This window comes from Paenibacillus agilis (assembly GCF_007786455.1).
Taxonomy (GTDB): domain Bacteria; phylum Bacillota; class Bacilli; order Paenibacillales; family Paenibacillaceae; genus Paenibacillus_B; species Paenibacillus_B agilis.
Genome location: NZ_VNJK01000001.1, coordinates 3034611 through 3054008 on the forward strand (window position 1 = coordinate 3034611; position 19398 = coordinate 3054008).

General features: G+C 43.5%; 21 protein-coding genes. All 21 read right to left on the minus strand.

The features are described from left to right. Positions 1-11 precede the first annotated feature (11 nt). Entirely contained in the window at positions 12-1460 is a 1449-nt protein-coding gene (proS, locus tag FPZ44_RS13315; RefSeq protein ID WP_144990923.1) for a proline--tRNA ligase, read from the minus strand. 113 nt (positions 1461-1573) lie between these two features. After that, complete coding sequence (gene rseP / locus FPZ44_RS13320; RefSeq protein ID WP_144990925.1) at positions 1574-2848, minus strand: RIP metalloprotease RseP; 1275 nt, start codon at positions 2846-2848, stop codon at positions 1574-1576. Between the two features lie 106 nt (positions 2849-2954). After that, entirely contained in the window at positions 2955-4106 is a 1152-nt protein-coding gene (locus tag FPZ44_RS13325) for a 1-deoxy-D-xylulose-5-phosphate reductoisomerase (RefSeq protein WP_144990928.1), read from the minus strand. A gap of 55 nt (positions 4107-4161) precedes the next feature. Continuing rightward, positions 4162-4956 (minus strand): phosphatidate cytidylyltransferase, encoded by a 795-nt coding sequence (locus FPZ44_RS13330; RefSeq protein ID WP_144990930.1) that lies wholly within the window; start codon positions 4954-4956, stop codon positions 4162-4164. An 18-nt stretch (positions 4957-4974) separates the two neighbouring features. Further along, positions 4975-5745 (minus strand): isoprenyl transferase, encoded by a 771-nt coding sequence (locus FPZ44_RS13335; protein ID WP_144990932.1) that lies wholly within the window; start codon positions 5743-5745, stop codon positions 4975-4977. A gap of 122 nt (positions 5746-5867) precedes the next feature. Next, positions 5868-6422: a ribosome recycling factor gene (gene frr / locus FPZ44_RS13340; RefSeq protein ID WP_144990934.1), complete on the minus strand. Its 555-nt coding sequence runs from the start codon at positions 6420-6422 to the stop codon at positions 5868-5870. Next, positions 6422-7150 (minus strand): UMP kinase, encoded by a 729-nt coding sequence (pyrH, locus tag FPZ44_RS13345; RefSeq protein WP_028595547.1) that lies wholly within the window; start codon positions 7148-7150, stop codon positions 6422-6424. The genes frr and pyrH overlap by 1 nt, the downstream gene beginning before the upstream one ends. Before the next feature lie 119 nt (positions 7151-7269). After that, positions 7270-7920, minus strand: a complete 651-nt coding sequence (gene tsf, locus FPZ44_RS13350; protein WP_144990936.1) for a translation elongation factor Ts — start codon at positions 7918-7920, stop codon at positions 7270-7272. 128 nt (positions 7921-8048) lie between these two features. Further along, on the minus strand, positions 8049-8747 hold the full coding sequence (gene rpsB, locus FPZ44_RS13355) for a 30S ribosomal protein S2 (RefSeq protein ID WP_028595549.1): 699 nt from the start codon (positions 8745-8747) through the stop codon (positions 8049-8051). Positions 8748-8941: 194 nt separating this feature from the next. Beyond that, a complete protein-coding gene (locus FPZ44_RS13360) occupies positions 8942-9517 on the minus strand; it encodes an endolytic transglycosylase MltG (protein WP_144990938.1) in 576 nt (191 codons plus the stop codon). Continuing rightward, a complete protein-coding gene (locus FPZ44_RS13365) occupies positions 9510-10106 on the minus strand; it encodes a hypothetical protein (protein ID WP_144990940.1) in 597 nt (198 codons plus the stop codon). The genes FPZ44_RS13360 and FPZ44_RS13365 overlap by 8 nt, the downstream gene beginning before the upstream one ends. A gap of 83 nt (positions 10107-10189) precedes the next feature. Further along, entirely contained in the window at positions 10190-10510 is a 321-nt protein-coding gene (locus tag FPZ44_RS13370) for a hypothetical protein (protein ID WP_144990942.1), read from the minus strand. Between the two features lie 24 nt (positions 10511-10534). Continuing rightward, complete coding sequence (locus tag FPZ44_RS13375; RefSeq protein WP_144990944.1) at positions 10535-11938, minus strand: DUF342 domain-containing protein; 1404 nt, start codon at positions 11936-11938, stop codon at positions 10535-10537. Positions 11939-12030: 92 nt separating this feature from the next. Then, entirely contained in the window at positions 12031-12822 is a 792-nt protein-coding gene (locus FPZ44_RS13380) for a FliA/WhiG family RNA polymerase sigma factor (protein ID WP_418789148.1), read from the minus strand. A 9-nt stretch (positions 12823-12831) separates the two neighbouring features. Continuing rightward, the gene (locus tag FPZ44_RS13385) at positions 12832-13272 is read right to left on the minus strand and encodes a hypothetical protein (RefSeq protein WP_144990948.1); all 441 of its coding nucleotides are present in this window, start codon (positions 13270-13272) and stop codon (positions 12832-12834) included. 1 nt (position 13273) lies between these two features. Further along, on the minus strand, positions 13274-13768 hold the full coding sequence (locus tag FPZ44_RS13390; protein ID WP_144990950.1) for a chemotaxis protein CheD: 495 nt from the start codon (positions 13766-13768) through the stop codon (positions 13274-13276). Beyond that, positions 13765-14385, minus strand: coding sequence for a chemotaxis protein CheC (locus FPZ44_RS13395; protein ID WP_144990952.1), 621 nt, complete (start codon positions 14383-14385; stop codon positions 13765-13767). Before FPZ44_RS13395 ends, FPZ44_RS13390 begins: the two co-directional genes overlap by 4 nt. Positions 14386-14389: 4 nt before the next feature. Continuing rightward, positions 14390-14851 (minus strand): chemotaxis protein CheW, encoded by a 462-nt coding sequence (locus FPZ44_RS13400; RefSeq protein WP_144991839.1) that lies wholly within the window; start codon positions 14849-14851, stop codon positions 14390-14392. A gap of 16 nt (positions 14852-14867) precedes the next feature. Continuing rightward, positions 14868-16961: a chemotaxis protein CheA gene (locus FPZ44_RS13405; protein WP_144990954.1), complete on the minus strand. Its 2094-nt coding sequence runs from the start codon at positions 16959-16961 to the stop codon at positions 14868-14870. A 41-nt stretch (positions 16962-17002) separates the two neighbouring features. Then, positions 17003-18403 (minus strand): protein-glutamate methylesterase/protein-glutamine glutaminase, encoded by a 1401-nt coding sequence (locus tag FPZ44_RS13410; protein ID WP_261378320.1) that lies wholly within the window; start codon positions 18401-18403, stop codon positions 17003-17005. Between the two features lie 92 nt (positions 18404-18495). Further along, positions 18496-19398 (minus strand): MinD/ParA family protein, encoded by a 903-nt coding sequence (locus FPZ44_RS13415; protein WP_418789177.1) that lies wholly within the window; start codon positions 19396-19398, stop codon positions 18496-18498.

The following is a 19398-nucleotide window of genomic DNA, read 5'->3' on the forward strand; positions in this document are numbered from 1 at the left end:
TAGTATTGTAATTAATATGCACGTGCAAATACAACGGTATGTTTAGCCTTCTCTCCACATACTAGGCAAGAGGACTTATGCTCATCCACCGTAAATGGAATGTTGCGGCTAGTAGCACCTGTTTCTTCCTTCACTTGATTCTCACAAGCGTCAGATCCACACCATCCTGCCAATGTGAAGCCGCGTTTCTCTTCCATGGAAGCTTTCATTTCATCAATTGTATCGACAGAATAGAAATTCTCTTGACGGAACTGAAGTGCACGATTGAACATTTCACTGTGAACATCGTTCAACATCTTCTCAACTTCTTCTGTCAACTTCGCTTGCTCAACAATACGCTTCTCACCTGTAACACGGGAAACAAGTACACAAACACCGTTTTCCATATCACGAGGACCGATTTCAAGGCGAACTGGGACACCGCGCATTTCGTATTCGTTGAACTTCCAGCCCGGTGATACGTCGGAACGATCATCCATACGTACACGAACACCGGCAGTTTTCAATTCAGCGAACAACTCGTCTGCACGACTTACCACTTGATCACGTAGTTTGGCAGGTCCAATTGGAATAACAACAACTTGCGTTGGAGCAACTTTAGGAGGCAGAACCAATCCGCGATCGTCACCATGAACCATAATCAGCGAGCCAATTAGACGAGTACTTACTCCCCAAGAAGTCGTATGTGCATATTCCATCGAATTTTCACGGCCAAGGTACTGGATGTCAAATGCGACAGCAAAGTTTGTTCCCAAGTAATGAGAAGTACCCGCTTGTACAGCACGTCCGTCCTTCATCATTGCTTCAATCGAATACGTGTCTACCGCACCCGCAAATTTCTCAGAAGGTGTTTTTTGACCAACGATTACGGGAATCGCCAAGTAACCTTCAACAAATTCTTTATAAATTTGAAGCATTTGCATCGTCTCATGACGCGCCTCTTCTTCTGTTTCATGTGCCGTGTGACCTTCTTGCCACAAGAATTCACTTGTACGAAGGAACGGCATTGTACGTTTCTCCCAACGAACAACATTCGCCCATTGGTTAATAAGAACAGGAAGATCACGATAGGATTGAATCCACTTGGAGTACATATGACCAATCATCGTTTCGGATGTAGGACGAATGGCAAGACGCTCTTCAAGCTTCTCCCCGCCTGCCTCTGTAACCCATGGTAACTCGGGGTTAAATCCTTCTACGTGCTCCTTCTCTTTTTGGAAGAAGCTTTCCGGAATAAACATTGGGAAATAAGCGTTGCGGTGACCTGTTTCCTTAAAGCGACGATCCAATTCCTCACGAATATGCTCCCATATTTCGAATCCATCTGGACGGAATACGATACAACCGCGAACTGGGGAGTAGTCCATCAGCTCAGCTTTTTTAATAACATCAATATACCAGCGTGAAAAATCTTCTTGCTGTGGTGTAATTTCCGATACGAACTGCTTCTCCTTAGACATAACGGATAAGTTCCTCCTGAATCTGTGCATTAGCGAGGCTGCATGATTTCCTATTTTCTAATTACAAAACTCTATAGTGAAACGATCCAATCTCGCTAATGACATCACAAATATTAGCTTTTAAATAGTCGTAAAATATCATTATAAGTAACAACCAGTATAAGCATCATAAGCATAGCAAATCCGACAAAGTGAACCATACTTTCACGGTTCGGATCAATCGGTTTACCTCTCAATGCCTCAACTCCTATAAACACTAGGCGACTTCCATCCAATGCCGGAATTGGAAGTAGATTGAATATACCTAAGTACAAACTTAATATGGCTGTCCATAATGTAAGTTGTTCAATTCCTTGTTTAGCTACTTGACCTGTTATTTCAAATGTTCTTACAGGTCCGCCCAAGTCATCAAGCTTGAATTGTCCAAATACTAACTGCTTAAAACCATCGAATATTAACTTCGTCATGTTAACCATTGAAGTTCCAGCATGTTGGAACGTTTCTGTAAACGAAGGTGAGCGAGTCGGAAGAATAGGTGAAATACCAACTTTTCCACCCTCATGCCCTTCTAGTTTAACAGGAGTTAGTGTCACTTCAAAACGCTCAGTTCCTCGCAATACGCTCCACGTCATCGGCTTACCTTCTGATTCACCTGTCATTTTCACAAGTTTTTCAGCGTCTCCGCCGATTGCGACGCCATTAATTTTCTCAATGATATCGCCTTCTTGGATGTTAGCTTTAGCAGCAGGCATATCCTCTTTGATGTTACCTACTTTGACGTAAGTAGGGTTTTCCAATGGAATGCCAACCATTAAAATATGAGCAGCAAACAAGAAAAACGCTAGAATAAAGTTCATTAATGGTCCGCCAAAGATGGCCAACGCACGCTGACCTACGGTCTTACCACCAAACTGGCGATTACGGGGTGCGATTTGAGTATCCTGATTACGTGCAACGATAAGCGCTTGCGGATGCACTTGATACGTTTGCTGTTCGCCATCAACCGCCAGCGTAAGATTTAGATGATGCTCTAAATCAATGCTAACAATCTCACCACGAATGACATTTTTTCTCATATCGAGTTGATCGGCATACAGCTTCTTCACTTGCCCATCGCTGATGCGAATCGCAACAGTTTGTCCTGGCTGAATTTCTACAACTTCGGGGTCTTCGCCAGCCATTCTGACGTAGCCTCCAATAGGAAGCAATCTCAGCGTGTAGCGTGTCTCACCCTTTTTGTATGCAAAAATTTTGGGTCCAAAACCAATTGCAAACTCCCGCACAAGAATGCCTGCACGCTTAGCAAATATGAAATGACCCCACTCATGTATCGTTACGATGATGAAAAAAACGAGTACTGAAGACAGTACTATCTGCACCATTTGCAAGCGTAACATCCTCCTTTAGCGTTGCGGGACGCGTATAACCTATACATTATCATTATTCTCCATCATCGCACAAGAGAATCCATTGTCCTAGAATTGTGTACGCAAGTTATTCAACTGGAGGCAAGCTAGCTGCAACAGCTCTCGCCCTTCCATCAGCATCTTCAATTTCAGCTAAGGAAGGGTCGGCAATAACTTGATGATTGGATAGCACCTTCTCAACAATGCGTTCAATATCCAAGAAACCAATTTCCCCTTTAAGGAAACGACTTACCGCAACCTCGTTTGCGGCATTAAACACAGTCGTTGCCGTTCCGCCAGCTTGACCACTCTCATAAGCATAACGAACCATTGGATAACGAGCCATGTCCATTTCACGGAAATGAAGCTTTCCAATCTCAGCTAAGCTTAGTGACGGTCCCTTCATCTCGATCCGTTCAGGGTATGTCAATGCGTACTGGATAGGTACACGCATGTCAGGCAGCCCCAGCTGCGCAATAACAGAACCATCCACATATTCGACGAAAGAATGAATAATGCTTTCTGGATGAATGAGTACTTGAATTTGCTCATAAGGAATGTCGAATAGCCAGTGTGCCTCAATGACCTCTAGACCTTTATTCGCCATCGTAGCGGAATCTATCGTAATCTTAGCACCCATAGACCAGTTCGGATGGTTCAACGCTTGCTCTACAGTTACATCTTTAAGTTCTTCTCTTCCTTTATCTCGGAAGCTGCCTCCTGATGCTGTCAACGTAATCGAGCGCAAATGACGCATAGATTCTCCGTTTAAACATTGGAAGATAGCTGAATGTTCACTGTCAATCGGTAACAAAGCTACATTATGCTTACGTGCAGCCGCTGTCACTAGATGCCCCGCTGTGACGAGGGTCTCTTTGTTAGCCAATCCAATCTGTTTGCCTTGTTCAATAGCAGCTAACGTAGATTTCAACCCTATACTGCCCATAACTGCAGTCACGACAGTATCTGCATCAGCACAGGAGGCCACCTCGATTAGGCCTTCATCTCCATATGTCAGTGCCGTTCCTGCCGGCAGATGGATCCGAATCGCATCAGCAGCTGCTTTGTCCTGTACCGACACTAGCTTTGGACGAAATTGCTGCACTTGCTGCAATAGCAATTCAATGTTCCGGCCAGCAGCCATTGCTTCGATTTCAAAATACTCAGGGTGCTGCGCTACCACATCTAATGTCTGAGTTCCAATCGAACCTGTGGAACCTAGTAGAGCGATTCGTTTCATGAAACACCTCTATTCATTATGTTGCCGCGTAACGTAAGATGTGCTGCTTCGTGTATTAATAAACAACACCAATGAAGTACGCAAGTGGGAAAACAACTAACCAACTGTCACAGCGATCAAGCACACCGCCATGGCCTGGTAGCAAGCTTCCAGAATCTTTTACTCCTTGTACTCGCTTGTAAGCTGACTGGATTAAGTCACCCATCTGGCCTGCCAGAGATACGGTTAGGCCAAGTGTTACCGCTTGTGTAATAGACATCATGTCCGGACTCACAAAAGCACCGATCAAGCATACAATTATAGATACAAGCACGCCTCCAACAGCACCTTCAATCGTTTTGTTAGGGCTAATCGCCGGCCATAATTTATGCTTTCCTATAGCTCGTCCTACAAAATAGGCACCAATATCGGAAGCCCATACTGCAGCAAAAAGCAGTATAGTCCAGAACAAACCGTGCTCTATTTCATTCCGAATCACGATCATATACTTGAATCCAAAACCAACATACAATGCCCCGAACCATAATACAGCAGCATTTTGGATAGTAATGCGATTCTTGCTAATGACCGTAATCGATAATGCGATAAACATAAACAGCCACAAAATTACATCTGGTGACCAGTTGATTTCTATCCCCCAACGTGACCATGGAACGGTTAACATCAGAACTAACCCATATCCGAAAAGAGCTATTAAGTCAAAAGGCTGTTTATGAAGCATTCGAGCGTATTCGTAAAATCCAATTAACGCCAGGGCAATAAGCAGCCCTTCATAAGGTAAGCTACCGATGTAAACCAGCACTGCAAAGAACGATCCGGCGATAACTCCCGTCATGATGCGCTGTTTCATATAGACTCGTCCTCCAACTTATTGTAGTCCGCCATACCGCCTATGACGACTTTGGTACTCGGCTACAGCTTCCTTCAAATGTTCCCCAGTAAAGTCAGGCCACAACACATCAGTAAACCAAAATTCACTGTATGCCAATTGCCATAACATAAAGTTACTCAGACGCATTTCCCCACTCGTCCTAATAAGCAAATCAGGATTAGGTAAATGATTTGTTAAAAGATTTGCAGATATCATCTTTTCATCTATCTGCTCCACTTGCACTCGCCCTGCTAATACATCAGCTGCGATTTCACGAACACCTTCAACCAACTCACGCTGTCCGCCATAATTTAATGCGAAATTAAGAATAAGGCCGGTGTTGTGCTTCGTTCGCTCAATTGCTTCTTCTAATGGTTTTCGTGTATGTTCAGGCAACTGCTCCCGATGCCCCATCATCTGAACTTGAACGTTTTCTTTAATCAGTTCATCTAGCTCAATGGCCAAAAATTCTTGAGGCAGTTTCATTAGAAATTCCACTTCATCTTTGGGCCGTTTCCAATTTTCTGTTGAAAATGCATACATCGTAAGTACTTTGATACCCAACTCATTTGCGGCTATCGTCACATTCTTGACAGCCTTCATGCCGGTATGATGGCCAGCAACACGAGGCAATCCACGGCGCTTCGCCCAGCGTCCATTGCCGTCCATAATAATGGCAACATGTTCTGGGACATTGTCTTTAGATACGTGCAAAGGCTTATGGTTAGTTTCGCGTTGCTTCAACCACGCTTGGAATCGCTTAATCATTCCGTCTCCTCCAACCCGGTGATAACATACTGACGTCGAAGCCCTTATGACTGTCGGGTTCGAATAAAAAGACAATAAACCCCACCGTGTGGAGGGGTATCAAGTCACTGTTGTCTAGAACGTTACACTTCCAGAATTTCTTTTTCTTTTGCAGCAAGTACTTTGTCAACTTCAACTATGTACTTGTCTGTAAGCTTTTGAACATCATCCTGATGGCGACGAGACTCATCTTCAGAAATATCTGTCTTTTCCATCTTTTTGATATCATCATTCGCATCACGACGAATATTGCGAACAGCTACTTTAGCTTCTTCACCATATTTTTTCGTTTGTTTTACGAGTTCCAAACGACGCTCTTCTGTAAGAGCAGGAATCGTAATACGAATCATTTGTCCATCATTCGCTGGAGTTAATCCAAGATCAGACTTCAAAATTGCTTTTTCGATTGCACCAATAGAAGTTTTATCCCATGGCTGAATCATCAAAGTACGAGCATCTGGCGTATTGAGGTTAGCAAGCTGATTAACAGGCGTCATTGCACCGTAGTATTCAACTTGAATGCGATCAAGCAAAGCTGGAGTTGCGCGACCTGCACGAAGTGACGATAGTTCACGTTTGAGTGCACCAATCGCTTTTTCCATACGCTCTTCTGCATTTTTCTTAACTGCTTGTGGCATTAGTCTACACTCCCTTTTACAATAGTACCGATCTTCTCACCGAGCACGACTCGCTTAATGTTACCATTTTCTGTGATATTAAACACAACAAGTTGAAGATCATTGTCCATACACAGAGAAGTAGCTGTTGAGTCCATAACACCAAGATTTCGGTTTAACACTTCCAAGTAAGTCAACTGATCGAATTTCTCTGCTGTTGCATCTTTGAAAGGATCTGCAGAGTAAACGCCATCCACTTTGTTTTTAGCCATTAGGATGACATCAGCTTCGATCTCCGCAGCACGTAGAGCTGCAGTCGTATCCGTCGAGAAGAACGGGTTTCCTGTACCTGATGCAAAAATAACCACTCGACCTTTCTCCAGGTGACGAATAGCACGACGACGAATATACGGTTCAGCAATTTGCTGCATAGCAATCGATGTTTGAACACGTGTAGGCACGCCAATTTGCTCTAGTGCATCCTGCAAAGCTAGAGAATTCATTACAGTTGCAAGCATACCCATATAGTCTGCTGTGCCACGATCAATGCCTTTCTCGCTTCCTGCAATTCCACGCCAAATGTTGCCTCCGCCACAGACGATAGCCACTTCTATGCCAAGTTCAACGACCTCTTTCACTTGTTCTGCGATAGAATTGATCATATCCGATTCGATGCCATATCCAGCTTGGCCTGCCAACGACTCACCGCTAACTTTCAATACGATGCGTTTATAAACCGGTTGCTTCAATGTATACCCTCCACTTTCCATAACGACCGCTAAAAAAGAAGGAACACAATGTGTCCCAACTTTTCAGCGTGCCTGTTGATAGCCTTAAGGCTTGCTCGCAATGTATTTCCGAACGAAAATTACATTTTAGCTTGTGCCATAACCTCTTCAACAAAGTTATCTTGTTTTTTCTCCAAACCTTCGCCAAGTTCATAACGAACGAAACGACGGATAGAAATGTTTTCGCCGATTGTAGCGATTTTTTCATTAAGAAGCTCTTCGATTGTTTTGTCCGGATCTTTAACGAAGGATTGCTCCAACAAGCAGAACTCTTCGTAGTATTTGCTGATACGGCCTTCAACCATTTTCTCAACGATTTTTTCTGGCTTGCCTTCGTTAAGAGCTTGAGCTTTCAAAATTTCTTTTTCTTTCTCAATCTCATCAGCAGATACTTCATCACGACGAACGAACTTCGGAGCAGAAGCTGCGATATGCATTGCGATGTCTTTTGCGAAAGCTTGGAATTGATCTGTCATAGCTACGAAGTCAGTTTCGCAGTTGATTTCAACCAATACGCCAATACGTCCGTTAGCGTGGATGTAGGATTGTACTACACCCTCTGTAGCGATACGGTCGCCTTTTTTAGCTGCAGCAGCCAATCCTTTTTCACGAAGGATTTCACTTGCTCTTGCGATATCACCATTAGCTTCTTCCAACGCTTTCTTGCAATCAAGCATACCAGCGCCTGTTTTTTCACGTAGTTCTTTTACTGCACTCGCATTTACTGCCATGTCAATTACCTCCAACACAATATTAGCTTCGTTATGTAACGAAGACCTAGGGTTCGATTCTCTTTAAAAAAAGGGCGGCGAGAGGTGAATCACCTTTCAACCACCCTTTGTTCATCCAATTCTTATGCTTAAGCTGTTGTCTCTTCGCCTTGGTTAGCTTCGATAATTGCATCAGCCATTTTAGCAGTCAACAATTTAACAGCACGGATTGCATCGTCGTTACCAGGGATAACGTAGTCGATTTCATCCGGATCGCAGTTAGTATCAACGATACCTACGATTGGGATACCCAATTTGCGAGCTTCTGCAACAGCAATACGCTCTTTACGTGGGTCGATTACGAACAATGCGCTAGGCAATTGTTTCATGTGCTTGATACCGCCCAAGAATTTCTCAAGACGATCTTTCTCCTTACGGAGCAAGATAACTTCTTTCTTAGGAAGTACTGCGAAAGTACCGTCCTCTTCCATAGCCTCAAGCTTCTTCAAACGATCAACACGTTTTTGAATTGTTTGGAAGTTAGTCAATGTACCACCCAACCAACGTTGGTTGATGAAGTATTGACCAGCACGAGCCGCTTCTTCTTTAACGGAATCTTGTGCTTGTTTCTTAGTACCAACGAACAACACTGTGCCGCCGTCAGCTGCAAGGGATTTTACAAAGTTGTAAGCTTCCTCGACTTTTTTCACTGTCTTTTGCAAGTCAATGATGTAAATACCGTTACGTTCTGTGAAGATATATCTGTCCATCTTTGGGTTCCAGCGACGAGTCTGGTGACCGAAATGTACGCCAGCTTCCAAAAGCTGTTTCATGGAGATAACTGCCATCTTCACTACACCTCCTAATTGGTTCGTTTTCCTCCGCCAATGTCATCTTCTGACAAGACTTCCCGCACAGTTTCCCACGACAGAAAGCACCCTTGCCAAAATTAATCGGCGTGTGTTTTAACACCGTCAATTAATATATCATATTGTGTATAACGTTGCAACCATTTTCACTTTACATCCATCTTCTATTTCAGCTAGCCATTCGGCGCTTTCAATAAAGTTTGCAGTACATCCTGCTCAGACATAGGGAGTGTGAATTGAAACTTACCAGTCCGTAAACTTCTAGCCTTTTTCTCCCGCTGCAAAAATTGTTGGAAATCGTCAGCATCCTTCACGACGCCAGCTGTCTCCAACAACTTGGAGATATCATCTGAAGTAGACTTTGCAGGTATAAATACGCTTACCATTTTACTGTCTAATTTGTTTTTATTAGCATTATTATCGGCTGCCTTGTTTTTTGCAGTAGGAAGCTCTGACTTCTTAGTCTCAGAAATAGACTTAAGCTGATTGGAGTCTGAGGATTCATTTTGTTTCACTCCTTCAGCTTTGTCATCAGCTTTGCTTGTATCCGAGTTGTTCCCATCCTTTTTTGATGGAAGCACTGAATCTTTTGGAACAAGATCATATCCTTGACGATCTGCTTCTCGTACAAGCTGCTGTTCTGTCAATTCTGTGCTCACTGTCTGTCCGATCAACATGATTTGTAGCAATAACGTACCGATGATGACTCCTGCTCCTAGACCGATTAAAAATGTACGATCCTTAAACACGCCGCTCACTCTCCTGTTGACTCAGCTGGCGGATAAGCTCGACTTCACCGCGATTCATGTGTAACTCATCAGCAATCTGTTGATTGGACTTACCCTCGTCTACCAGCGCAAACAATTGTTCATAGCGGCTGCGAATCGATTGCGGCACTGTATTTGGTTGTTCGGACGCACTTTCACTTACAATATCATGCTCTAGTACTGAAATCGTGTGTCCGCTATCAGCTGCAATTGTATTTGCAGTATAAGACATATTCACACCAACAGGTTGCTGTATAGATTGTTCACGACGAATCTGTGCAAGTGTCTGCTCCGCATGCCATGCACGCTCTTCAGCCTGAGACAATGAGGCTTCTAGTGCATCCATTCGATGACGAGCAGCGTTAAATTGCAAATCATTTTCTTTCTTCAACTGTTCAACGACAGCTAGCACTTTTTCATTTTCTTCACCAACTTCATGAATAAAATGTTCTAATGTTGCTTCCATATTTTCAGAAAACTGTGCTTCATTGTTGCTGCGAGCAGGCTTTTTCCAGCCAACGAGCATAATGACCGCCCCTAATAGTACGAGATAAATCCATGGCTGTTCCATCAGTGCCCTCCTCTAAATCAGACGAAAATACCTTTATTATAACTATAACGCCGCAAACTCATAATTGAGCAGCGGCGTTGTGTTCAAACCGAAAAATCAATATGCTTGCCTTTATAAGGGTGTTCAGCTGCAATCGTCTGTTGCTCGCTTGGGCTTGCAGAGCGCTGCTGCCTCGACTTATCGTCCCCATTATGCTCTCCATTTTGTCCATCATCACGAATACGACCGTCCGCCGTTGCATCTACTTCTTCCCCTCGTTGGCGAGATATCTCAATCTGCTTAGCAGCATGATGATTAAGCATAGATTGCTCAGCACTAGGTCGATGCTGCATCTGGTTCTGAATAGATGATGCTTCTTGTGTACGTGGTATCGCAACCTGCAATTCAACGGGTTTCAGATTCATAACCTCACCTCAATTGTTTGCTGCTTACATGGATGACATGCCGACTTCACCATCTACAATCTGGAATGTAGCACGCTTACAAGCATCTTTGACGTATCGTGTATAACGCCCTATAACGATTTTGGCTCCTCCGTATATCGTTTGAGTGACATGAACAAGAGACACATTCGTTTCTTCAAGCTTTCTTTCGATTTCAAGTATTCGGTCTCGAATATTCAATTTTTCTTGCGCGGCTTGCTTCCTTGTGGCGTTAAGCTTGATGCGCATTACAAGCTTTTCATCTGTTAGCTGTCCGACTGATGCAAGCTGATCAAGTATACGCAATGCCTTCTCTGTTTTCTCAAGATTGTCTGAGCATACTTTCAGATTCGCACGCAACTGGGTCAACTCATTTCGCAAATCAGGCAGCACTCCAACTTCGATCGTTGTTACTGTAGACATCGTATTGCCTATCGTGCGAGCTTCTACCCGTTCACCAGCTTGAATCAGTCCGCCAACGATAAGACCTTTCATACCTTTGCAAAAGACACCACGCCCCGCTCTAACTTGAGCATGCATAATGCTTTGAGATACAATTACGTCCAATCCAGCAGTTACATTCGCTTCCTGAATGAAAGAGCATTTAATTGTGTGATTCGCATTAACACTACCTTTGTTTCCTGCAATTATGCCGCCTGATACCTCAACAGATCCTTGCGACTCCAGCACAGCTCCTTCTACGCCACCATAGACGCGGATATCACCTACCGCCTTAACTTTGAAACCAGTCAGCACATTCCCCCGAATAACAACCGTTCCGATAAAGTCAATATTTCCTGTTCGATAATCGACGTCTCCATTGACCTCAAATACAGGAAACACATTCATCTTGTCGCCTTCCGTTTTGCTTATGAGACCGTCAATGGCAGCATACATCACACGATCCTCTTCAACGACAACAACATTTTTACCAATCTTGAATCGAGCCTCTTTACCCATTTTCCCATCTACAACCTCACCAGTTACATCCATTCCTGGAATTCCGGCGAGAGGTGGTACCAATTCGGCTATCCGTTGACCTTTAGTTACATTCTGTAGCTGCTTGAGTTCTTTAAGATTCACTGAACCGTCTTCTTGCTCCAAGGGACGCGAGTCCCCTTCCTCAACATTGATAAGCACTCTGATGCTGCCATCTTTTCCTGGGACCGGCAGCTTTCCGCTTGCAACCAATGTTGACGTTTTTGCATACAGTTCAGGCTGGGAAACGATCTCGCGTAGCACTTCCATATTGATGCCGTATTTCACCTGATGACTCCTGAGATAATTAATTAGATCATCTACCGTACATTCAAGAGGGTCATCCTGCTTCAAAACATGCACATATGCGCTCATTTTATCTTCAGACAAAGTCACGTCCATATATTGCGCCAACATATCCACGGTGCTCATAGTCGTTCGTTCCCCTTTCCATATATTTAGCGAACTAGTTGTATATCCTATGTAAACTTATCAGTACATATATTCCAAATGACATACGTACGCTACGACTCTAGCAGCATTGTCTTATGCTTATCAAGTACAGAACGTAAGCGCATGATAGCTTTCGAGTGTAATTGTGAGATTCGCGAAGGAGATAGACTCATAACCTCTGCAATTTCACTTAGAGATAAGTCTTCATAATAAAAGAGAGATACAACCGTACGTTCTTTCTCTGTCAATTTATCAATACCTTCAACAAGGCATTGATGCAAATAATGTTCATTCACTTTGAACTCAGGATTTTTAGCCTTTTCATCAACCAATAAGGAGATTCGCATCTCAGAATCTTCTTCGCGGATTGGGTCCTCTAACGAACAAAGAGACATGACTGAAACATCCTGAAGCATCGTGTGAAAATCTTGCCCAGATATGTTTAAATAATCACTGACTTCTTCTTCTGTAACCGTACGCAAATATTTTTGTTCAAGGTGTTGATAAGCTTCCTCAATCTTTTTAGCCTTCTCTCTAACAGAGCGGGGAACCCAATCTCCTGAGCGCAGTCCATCCAAGATTGCTCCACGTACCCTCCAAGATGCATATGTTTCAAACTGAAGCCCGCGGCTGTGGTCAAACTTCTCGATAGCATCTATTAAGCCCATTACCCCATTGCTGGCAAGATCGTCTTTAGATACACTTCGTGGCAGTCCTGCAGCCATTCGATTAGATACAAAGTCCACGATAGGTAAATACAGCTCTATGAGCTGTTTTTTCGCATCTACATTTCCGCGCTCTTTCCACGCTTGCCACAACTCATAATGCGAACATTGGGTTATTTTTTGCACGCTCACCGACATTCAGCCTCCTTACTTTTGTGTCAGGTGACGAACGGCTTGAGCCAATTGTTCGTCATTAAGCGGCGGCTTAGTGACTAGCTTAGGTGGGTTCATCGGTGTAAACTCCACAGCTTGGTCTGAATGTGCCGTCGAAGAACTGCTTTCAACAGATGAAGATGTTAAGATTGCGTGAAGGTCTTCCCCATCGGGTGTTGTATAGTCAATATTTTGTCCTCGCGCCGTATCAGATGTACGTTCCCTCGCTTGGTTACTATAATTACTGTCACCACTTCCGTGCAGCAGCATATGAGCAATCCAACGAAACCCAAAGACAATCCCAAACCATATTACACCACCGATTATTCCACGAACGATGCTCGTTGACAAAGGGTTCGTCATCAAGGCAGCAAAGGTTGTTATCAGGAAACCTATTACTCCGCCAACAATATTCCATAGTAATGATCCAGCCATATTAAATTTCCTTCGTTCCTTTTTGTACACTACGAATATTTAAAATACCATCTTCACAGCGAATTTCAATGGTACGGCCGTAATTGCCGCCTGTATCCTCACCAATGATAGGGATAGAAAGATGATCGAGAACTTGCTTGCAGGATTCTACATTTCTCGGACCAATCCGCATCATATCGTTGTTGGATGAAAAAGCAAACATTTGAGCCCCACCAGCCATTTTAGCTTTTAATCTATTGACGAGCGCACCTTGTTCCTGCATAAGGCGAATTAATTCTGGAATCGCTGTATCTGCATATTTGGCCATATTCAGCTTGCCTTCTCTAGCAATTTCAGATGAAGGCAGCATAATATGGGCCATTCCAGTCACTTTGCTAATGGAATCGTACAGGGTCAATCCAACACATGAGCCAAGTCCCGTGGTGCGCAAAGAACCTTCTCGACAAACATTGAGATCAGCCATTCCGACTTTTACTACGGTGGACTCTTCTATCATTCGATCGGCACTCCCAATGCTGTAAATATTTTAGAGAAGGAGTCTGGATCTGGGATAAGGAAGAATGTTCCTTGTATCTCTTCGCATCCTTCAAGAAACTTTGTATCGATCAGCAATGCGCTGTCTCCCATTTCACCATATTGAATCAGCCCGTAGTTAAGAACAGCACCCGCCATATCAATTGCCAACTGAGGCACTGTCGGACTCATGGCTAATTTCGTAAAATCAGCTAACGATGATAGATACGACCCGGCTAAAATGTTTCCGATTTCTGAAAGTGCCGAGATCTCCATATCACAGAAGTCCAAATCCTTGTTGTCGTTCATATTCACTAGATAAGAAAGCAATCTTTTAGCAGGCTCTTGCTCAAAAATAAAGAAGAGATGTCCTGGAACCTGCCCTTCTACTCGAAAATAAATGGCAATTACGACTTGCTCAGGGCCACCTACTTCATCTGCTATGCATTCGAAAGGCAGCACTCTTACTTTTGGAACTTGCATGTCTACTGGACGATTCAGAAGTCGGGAAAGGGCCGTGGCGGCGTTCCCGGCACCAATATTCCCGATTTCTTTTAATACATCCAGCTTAAATTCGCCTAGGCTCTCGTACAGTTGCACGTAATTAAGCCTCTAGCTCTTCCAACTTAATAATTTCATCTCGATTCAACACTTCAGCCAAATTTAGCATGATGAGTAATCGTTGATCGTTAATTTTGGCTACGCCGCGCAAATATTTCGCCTTAACCCCACCAACTACTTCTGGAGGAGCCTCAATCTGCTCTGCATTCATGTCAATGACATCACTTGCACCATCTACAATGAATCCAACTTCCATTTCATGTGTGTTCACAATAATGATACGAGTCTGATCATCATATTCCGCTTCTGGAAGACCAAAGCGACCTCGCAAATCCATAACAGGAACAACTACACCTCGCAAGTTAACAACACCTTTGATAAAGGTAAATGTTTTCGGAACACGTGTGATCGGCATCATCCGCTCAATTGTTTTTACTTTCTCTACCTCTATACCATACTCTTCATGTGCTAGCTTAAAGACGACTACTTTGATCTCTTCTGCCATCATGATTCCTCCTTGCTTATTTGAGTAGTGCGTTAGGATCTACGATAAGTGCGACTTGACCGTCTCCTAGTATCGTTGCACCAGAAATGCCCTGCACAGATTTTAAATAGTTTCCAAGCGGTTTGAGTACAATCTCACTTTGTCCAATAAAGTCATCCACAGCAAGAGCTGCTACACTGTCTCCTTTACGGATAATGATGATTTCCACTTCATCTTCCTCAAAGTCAGAATACCCCGTACAACCAAACATAGAGCTCAAAGATAATAAAGGAATGACACCCTCACGATAATCTATCATGCGCATTCCGCCATGCACGCGTCTTATCTCTTCTTTACGAACCAATCCTGTCTCTACAATAGAAGTCAGCGGGATCGCATACTTTTCATCGCCTAGACGGAACAGCATTGCAGATAAGATAGACAACGTCAATGGAAGTTGAACAATAAACGTTGTTCCTTGGCCTGGCTTAGACTGAACAACAACATGTCCACCAAGCGAAGTAATTTTAGTTTTTACAACATCTAGTCCTACACCACGGCCTGAAATATCGGATACTTGCTCTGCTGTACTAAATCCGGATGCAAACAGAAGCTGGTACACCTGTTCATCTGTCATGTTTGCTGCTTTATCTGCATCAATCAATCCATTATTGATTGCTTTCTTAAGAACGGCTTCACGTTGTATGCCTTTACCATCCTCTTGAATCTCAATAAATACGTGATTTCCGCTATGATAGGCTCGTAGATTCAAGGTACCTGTTTCTGGCTTTCCTGCCGCAACACGATCTTGAATGGATTCGATACCATGGTCGATTGCATTACGAAGCAAGTGAACAAGCGGATCCCCAATCTCATCAATGACTGTACGATCTAGCTCCGTATCAGCACCTGTAATGACGAAGTCCACTTTCTTGTTTAATGATCGTGCTAAGTCACGAATCATACGTGGGAAGCGATTAAATACAACATCAATCGGAACCATGCGCAGCTTCAACACGATACTTTGCAAATCAGTGCTGATGCGAGCAAGATGCTCTACTGTCTCAGTCAAATCCGTACGCTTAATATCTAACGCAAGATCTTCCAAGCGCGCTCGATCGATAAGCATTTCACTAAGCAAGTTCATCAACACATCTAATCGCTCAATATCCACACGAATGGTGCGATTTTGTACAGCTTTATTTGTTGTGCTTCCTGACTGAACAGAACGATTAGCCTTCTGTTCATCGGCAGGCTTCTCAACAGGACTTTCTGCTACGGCATTGCTTGCCGCTACTTCAGCTATGGCTGCTGTTACTTCTTGCTTCGCTTGAGACTCGGCATCTTTCATGTCATTCCAGTTCTTCACATCTTCAATCGTGAGCACCTGAATTTCAACCGATTCTACCTCAGAAATATCAGCAATGTCTTTCTTTACTTGCTCTAATCCAGATCCCGATACGAAGAAGATAGAGAACCCAGTATCGAAATTTTCCTGTTCAATCTCATGAGCAGGAGGTGTAGTCTTCACAACTTCACCGTGGCTACCTAACGCTTGGAAAATCATATACGCACGAGCAGCTTTCAGCACGCAGGTTTGTTGCAGTGTAACTTTTATGTATAAAACGTGCATACCTGCTTCTAGGGACTGTTCAAGAATGGAACGTTGAAACTCATCAATTTGATCTTCGGCATGCTCGTCTTCATTATTGCTTGTTTCAACTAGTGCCCCTGTTTGCTCTTTTTTATAATCCCCGCTCACAATCGACTTGAGCGAAGTTACAATGGAAGAGACATCAGATTTACCTGTTCCTCCATTGGCAATATCAGCAACCATCGTTTCTAGCGCATCTAAGCTTTTGAATAAGGTATCAAATATAATCTCGTCCATCTTTAGCTGATGATTTCGAACGAGATCCAATACATTCTCCATCTCATGCGTTAATGATGCTAAATCTTCATATCCCATCGTAGCGGACATACCTTTGAGCGTATGAGCCGAACGGAAAATAACTTGTACAATTCCTACATCATCTGGAGAGTTTTCAAGCTCCAGCATATGTTCGTTAAGTGCTTGCAAATGGTCGTTCGATTCATCCAAGAACATGGACAAATATTGATTCAAATCCATCTTGGAACACCCCTTTCCTCGTCTCCACAGCGAATTAATCGCTATTTCATCGCTTTTACGAGTTGCCTTGCCATATCTTGTATAGGAACCACGTGAGTCACACAATTCAACTCAATTGCAGAACGCGGCATTCCGTATACAATACAACTTTGCTCGCTTTCAGCAAACGTCGATCTTACACCATTCTGGTACAAAGTATTCATCGACCTAGCGCCGTCACTTCCCATCCCTGTAAGCAGGATGATATGTCGTTCAAATCCGTCGAATGGAAGCAAAGATTCAAACAGCACATCAACGGAAGGACGGTGCCCTGAGCGAGGCGCAGTTACGCTTAATTCAATTACATGAGTACCATCCGGTCGAGCAACAACGGTCATATGTTGTCCACCTGGTGCCAAATACGCCCAACCCGACTGTAATACATCTCCATGTTCAGCTTCTTTTACATGCAGTTCAGAGTAAGTATTGAGTCGCTGAGCCAAAGAATGCGTAAAATTAGGCGGCATATGTTGGACAATCAATACAGGAGCTGGCAAGTCCCCTGGCAGATTTGACAACAATTCCTTAAGAGCTCTTGGTCCCCCGGTTGATGTCCCCACGGCAACAAGTTGACTATAATTCGTGTTGTTAGACATCCGCTTAGACATGTTGAAGCGGGAACTTTGATGTTCAGAAGGTGCTCGGTGCTGATCCACCGCATAGCGCTTCTTATCAGGCAATTTTCGAATTGAAACAGCTTCATCCAATTGCTTGTTAACAGATGATGTTTGCTTTCTTCCAACAGAAGATTCATCCTTAGCAGCAACCTGCACGTCTTTTTTCTGTTGATTAACAAGCTCGCCTGAAGTATTCGGGCGCAATCTTTTGTTATCTAGACGCTCAGATAATGTCTTGCTAACGCTGTCTTCTTGTCGTGTCGTCTTCAACAAACGAACGTCTTGTCCAATGGATGGCAAAGTACTTTTCTTTTCTGAACGCTGTTGTTCGGAAATGTGCTTCTCTTCGGCCATGCTGTTTAATTGCTTGCGTCTAACATCTGATACGATCGCCGCATGGAGCTTTTCACGCAGCATAATACCTACTTTGTGAATATCCTGCAGTCCGCCTGATGGACTCGGCTTGCATACGAAGTCAAATGCACCATACTCTAAGGCTGCCAAAGTTTCTTGACGCCCTTCCTCCGTTAAGCCGGACAGCATGATCGTTGGTGTTGGACATTCAGACATGATCTGTCTTAGCGCATCAATTCCATTGCGAATTGGCATTTCGACATCCATCGTCACAGCATCGGGATTCAGCTGCTTAACTTGCTCTACAGCCTCGACACCGTTGCTGGCTGTTCCAACAACAACAAAAGCGGAATCTTCTAAGATAAGATCGGAAATGATTGTTCGCATAAAGGGCGAATCGTCCACGACAAGAATTTTCTTCGTTGCCATCATTCCCACTCTCCTCCGTCATGGTTTGATTGAGCGAACCTTATGTAAATCAAGGTTGTTCTATCATTATCTTAATATGTATCGAGTCATTTCGACTACTTAAAACTTGTAAATCTCTTTAACCAACTACTTACTTTTTGTTTCACACGACTGTCTTGCTGCTGTTGGCTGTTATTCATATAAGCCTTTGCTAGCTGTCTAATCTGCTGTGATGCTAAACAATCTTGAAATAGCACGCTGTACGGTATTTGCTTCTTTACAGCTTTCATGACATGGATATCATCGAAAATGTAACCGAGAATAGCGATATCAAGCGACAAAAATCGACGAGCAACTGTTAAAATGCGATCTGCTGTTTGTCTTCCTTCCGTCCAATCCGACGCACGGTTTACAATTAGACGGAATGAAGTGTGCTCTGCCTTACGATGTACCACTTTAATAAGTGCATAAGCATCCGCAATCGCAGTAGGCTCTGGAGTTGTTACAACAAACGTTTCATCCGCTGCTGCAATGAATCTCAAACTTTCTTTACTTAATCCTGCTCCCGTATCAAACAAAATAACATCGTAGCGCTCACTCCAGCTTTCCAACTCTATTAGGAAAGACTCTAGACTATTATCAGGTAAGTTAAACAGTTCATGCAGGCCAGAACCACCAGAAATGTAATGCATCCCTTTTGGACCAATTTGCACAATGTCTTCAAGGCTTTTCGTACCGTTAATGACATGGAATAAGTTAGCGGAAGCTGGATTTCCTATTAGGACATCGATATTTGCCATTCCGATATCTGCATCGAACAACAAAGCTCGATAGCCTGCTTCTTGCAAAGCTATTGCAAAGTTTAAAGAAAAGTTAGACTTTCCAACTCCGCCTTTTCCACTCGTAACGGCGATTACCCTTGCTTGTCGATGTGACACAATTGCTCGCTCTTCTCGCTCAGCTGATAATTGAGAGGCACGAGCCACTAAATGTCGAAGAGCTTGAGCTTGATCCTTCAT

Coding starts and splice junctions, on each gene's coding strand:
- FPZ44_RS13330 (WP_144990930.1), bottom strand. CDS start 4,956: ATGAAACAGCGCATCATGACGGGAGTTATCGCCGGATCGTTCTTTGCA.
- FPZ44_RS13415 (WP_418789177.1), bottom strand. CDS start 19,398: ATGAAGGATCAAGCTCAAGCTCTTCGACATTTAGTGGCTCGTGCCTCT.
- FPZ44_RS13400 (WP_144991839.1), bottom strand. CDS start 14,851: ATGGCAGAAGAGATCAAAGTAGTCGTCTTTAAGCTAGCACATGAAGAG.
- FPZ44_RS13335 (WP_144990932.1), bottom strand. CDS start 5,745: ATGATTAAGCGATTCCAAGCGTGGTTGAAGCAACGCGAAACTAACCAT.
- FPZ44_RS13385 (WP_144990948.1), bottom strand. CDS start 13,272: ATGGCTGGATCATTACTATGGAATATTGTTGGCGGAGTAATAGGTTTC.
- FPZ44_RS13325 (WP_144990928.1), bottom strand. CDS start 4,106: ATGAAACGAATCGCTCTACTAGGTTCCACAGGTTCGATTGGAACTCAG.
- proS (WP_144990923.1), bottom strand. CDS start 1,460: ATGTCTAAGGAGAAGCAGTTCGTATCGGAAATTACACCACAGCAAGAA.
- FPZ44_RS13370 (WP_144990942.1), bottom strand. CDS start 10,510: ATGAATCTGAAACCCGTTGAATTGCAGGTTGCGATACCACGTACACAA.
- FPZ44_RS13405 (WP_144990954.1), bottom strand. CDS start 16,961: ATGGATTTGAATCAATATTTGTCCATGTTCTTGGATGAATCGAACGAC.
- frr (WP_144990934.1), bottom strand. CDS start 6,422: ATGCCACAAGCAGTTAAGAAAAATGCAGAAGAGCGTATGGAAAAAGCG.
- FPZ44_RS13375 (WP_144990944.1), bottom strand. CDS start 11,938: ATGAGCACCGTGGATATGTTGGCGCAATATATGGACGTGACTTTGTCT.
- tsf (WP_144990936.1), bottom strand. CDS start 7,920: ATGGCAGTAAATGCGAGTGCAGTAAAAGAACTACGTGAAAAAACAGGC.
- FPZ44_RS13380 (WP_418789148.1), bottom strand. CDS start 12,822: ATGTCGGTGAGCGTGCAAAAAATAACCCAATGTTCGCATTATGAGTTG.
- FPZ44_RS13365 (WP_144990940.1), bottom strand. CDS start 10,106: ATGGAACAGCCATGGATTTATCTCGTACTATTAGGGGCGGTCATTATG.
- rpsB (WP_028595549.1), bottom strand. CDS start 8,747: ATGGCAGTTATCTCCATGAAACAGCTTTTGGAAGCTGGCGTACATTTC.
- FPZ44_RS13410 (WP_261378320.1), bottom strand. CDS start 18,403: ATGATGGCAACGAAGAAAATTCTTGTCGTGGACGATTCGCCCTTTATG.
- FPZ44_RS13390 (WP_144990950.1), bottom strand. CDS start 13,768: ATGATAGAAGAGTCCACCGTAGTAAAAGTCGGAATGGCTGATCTCAAT.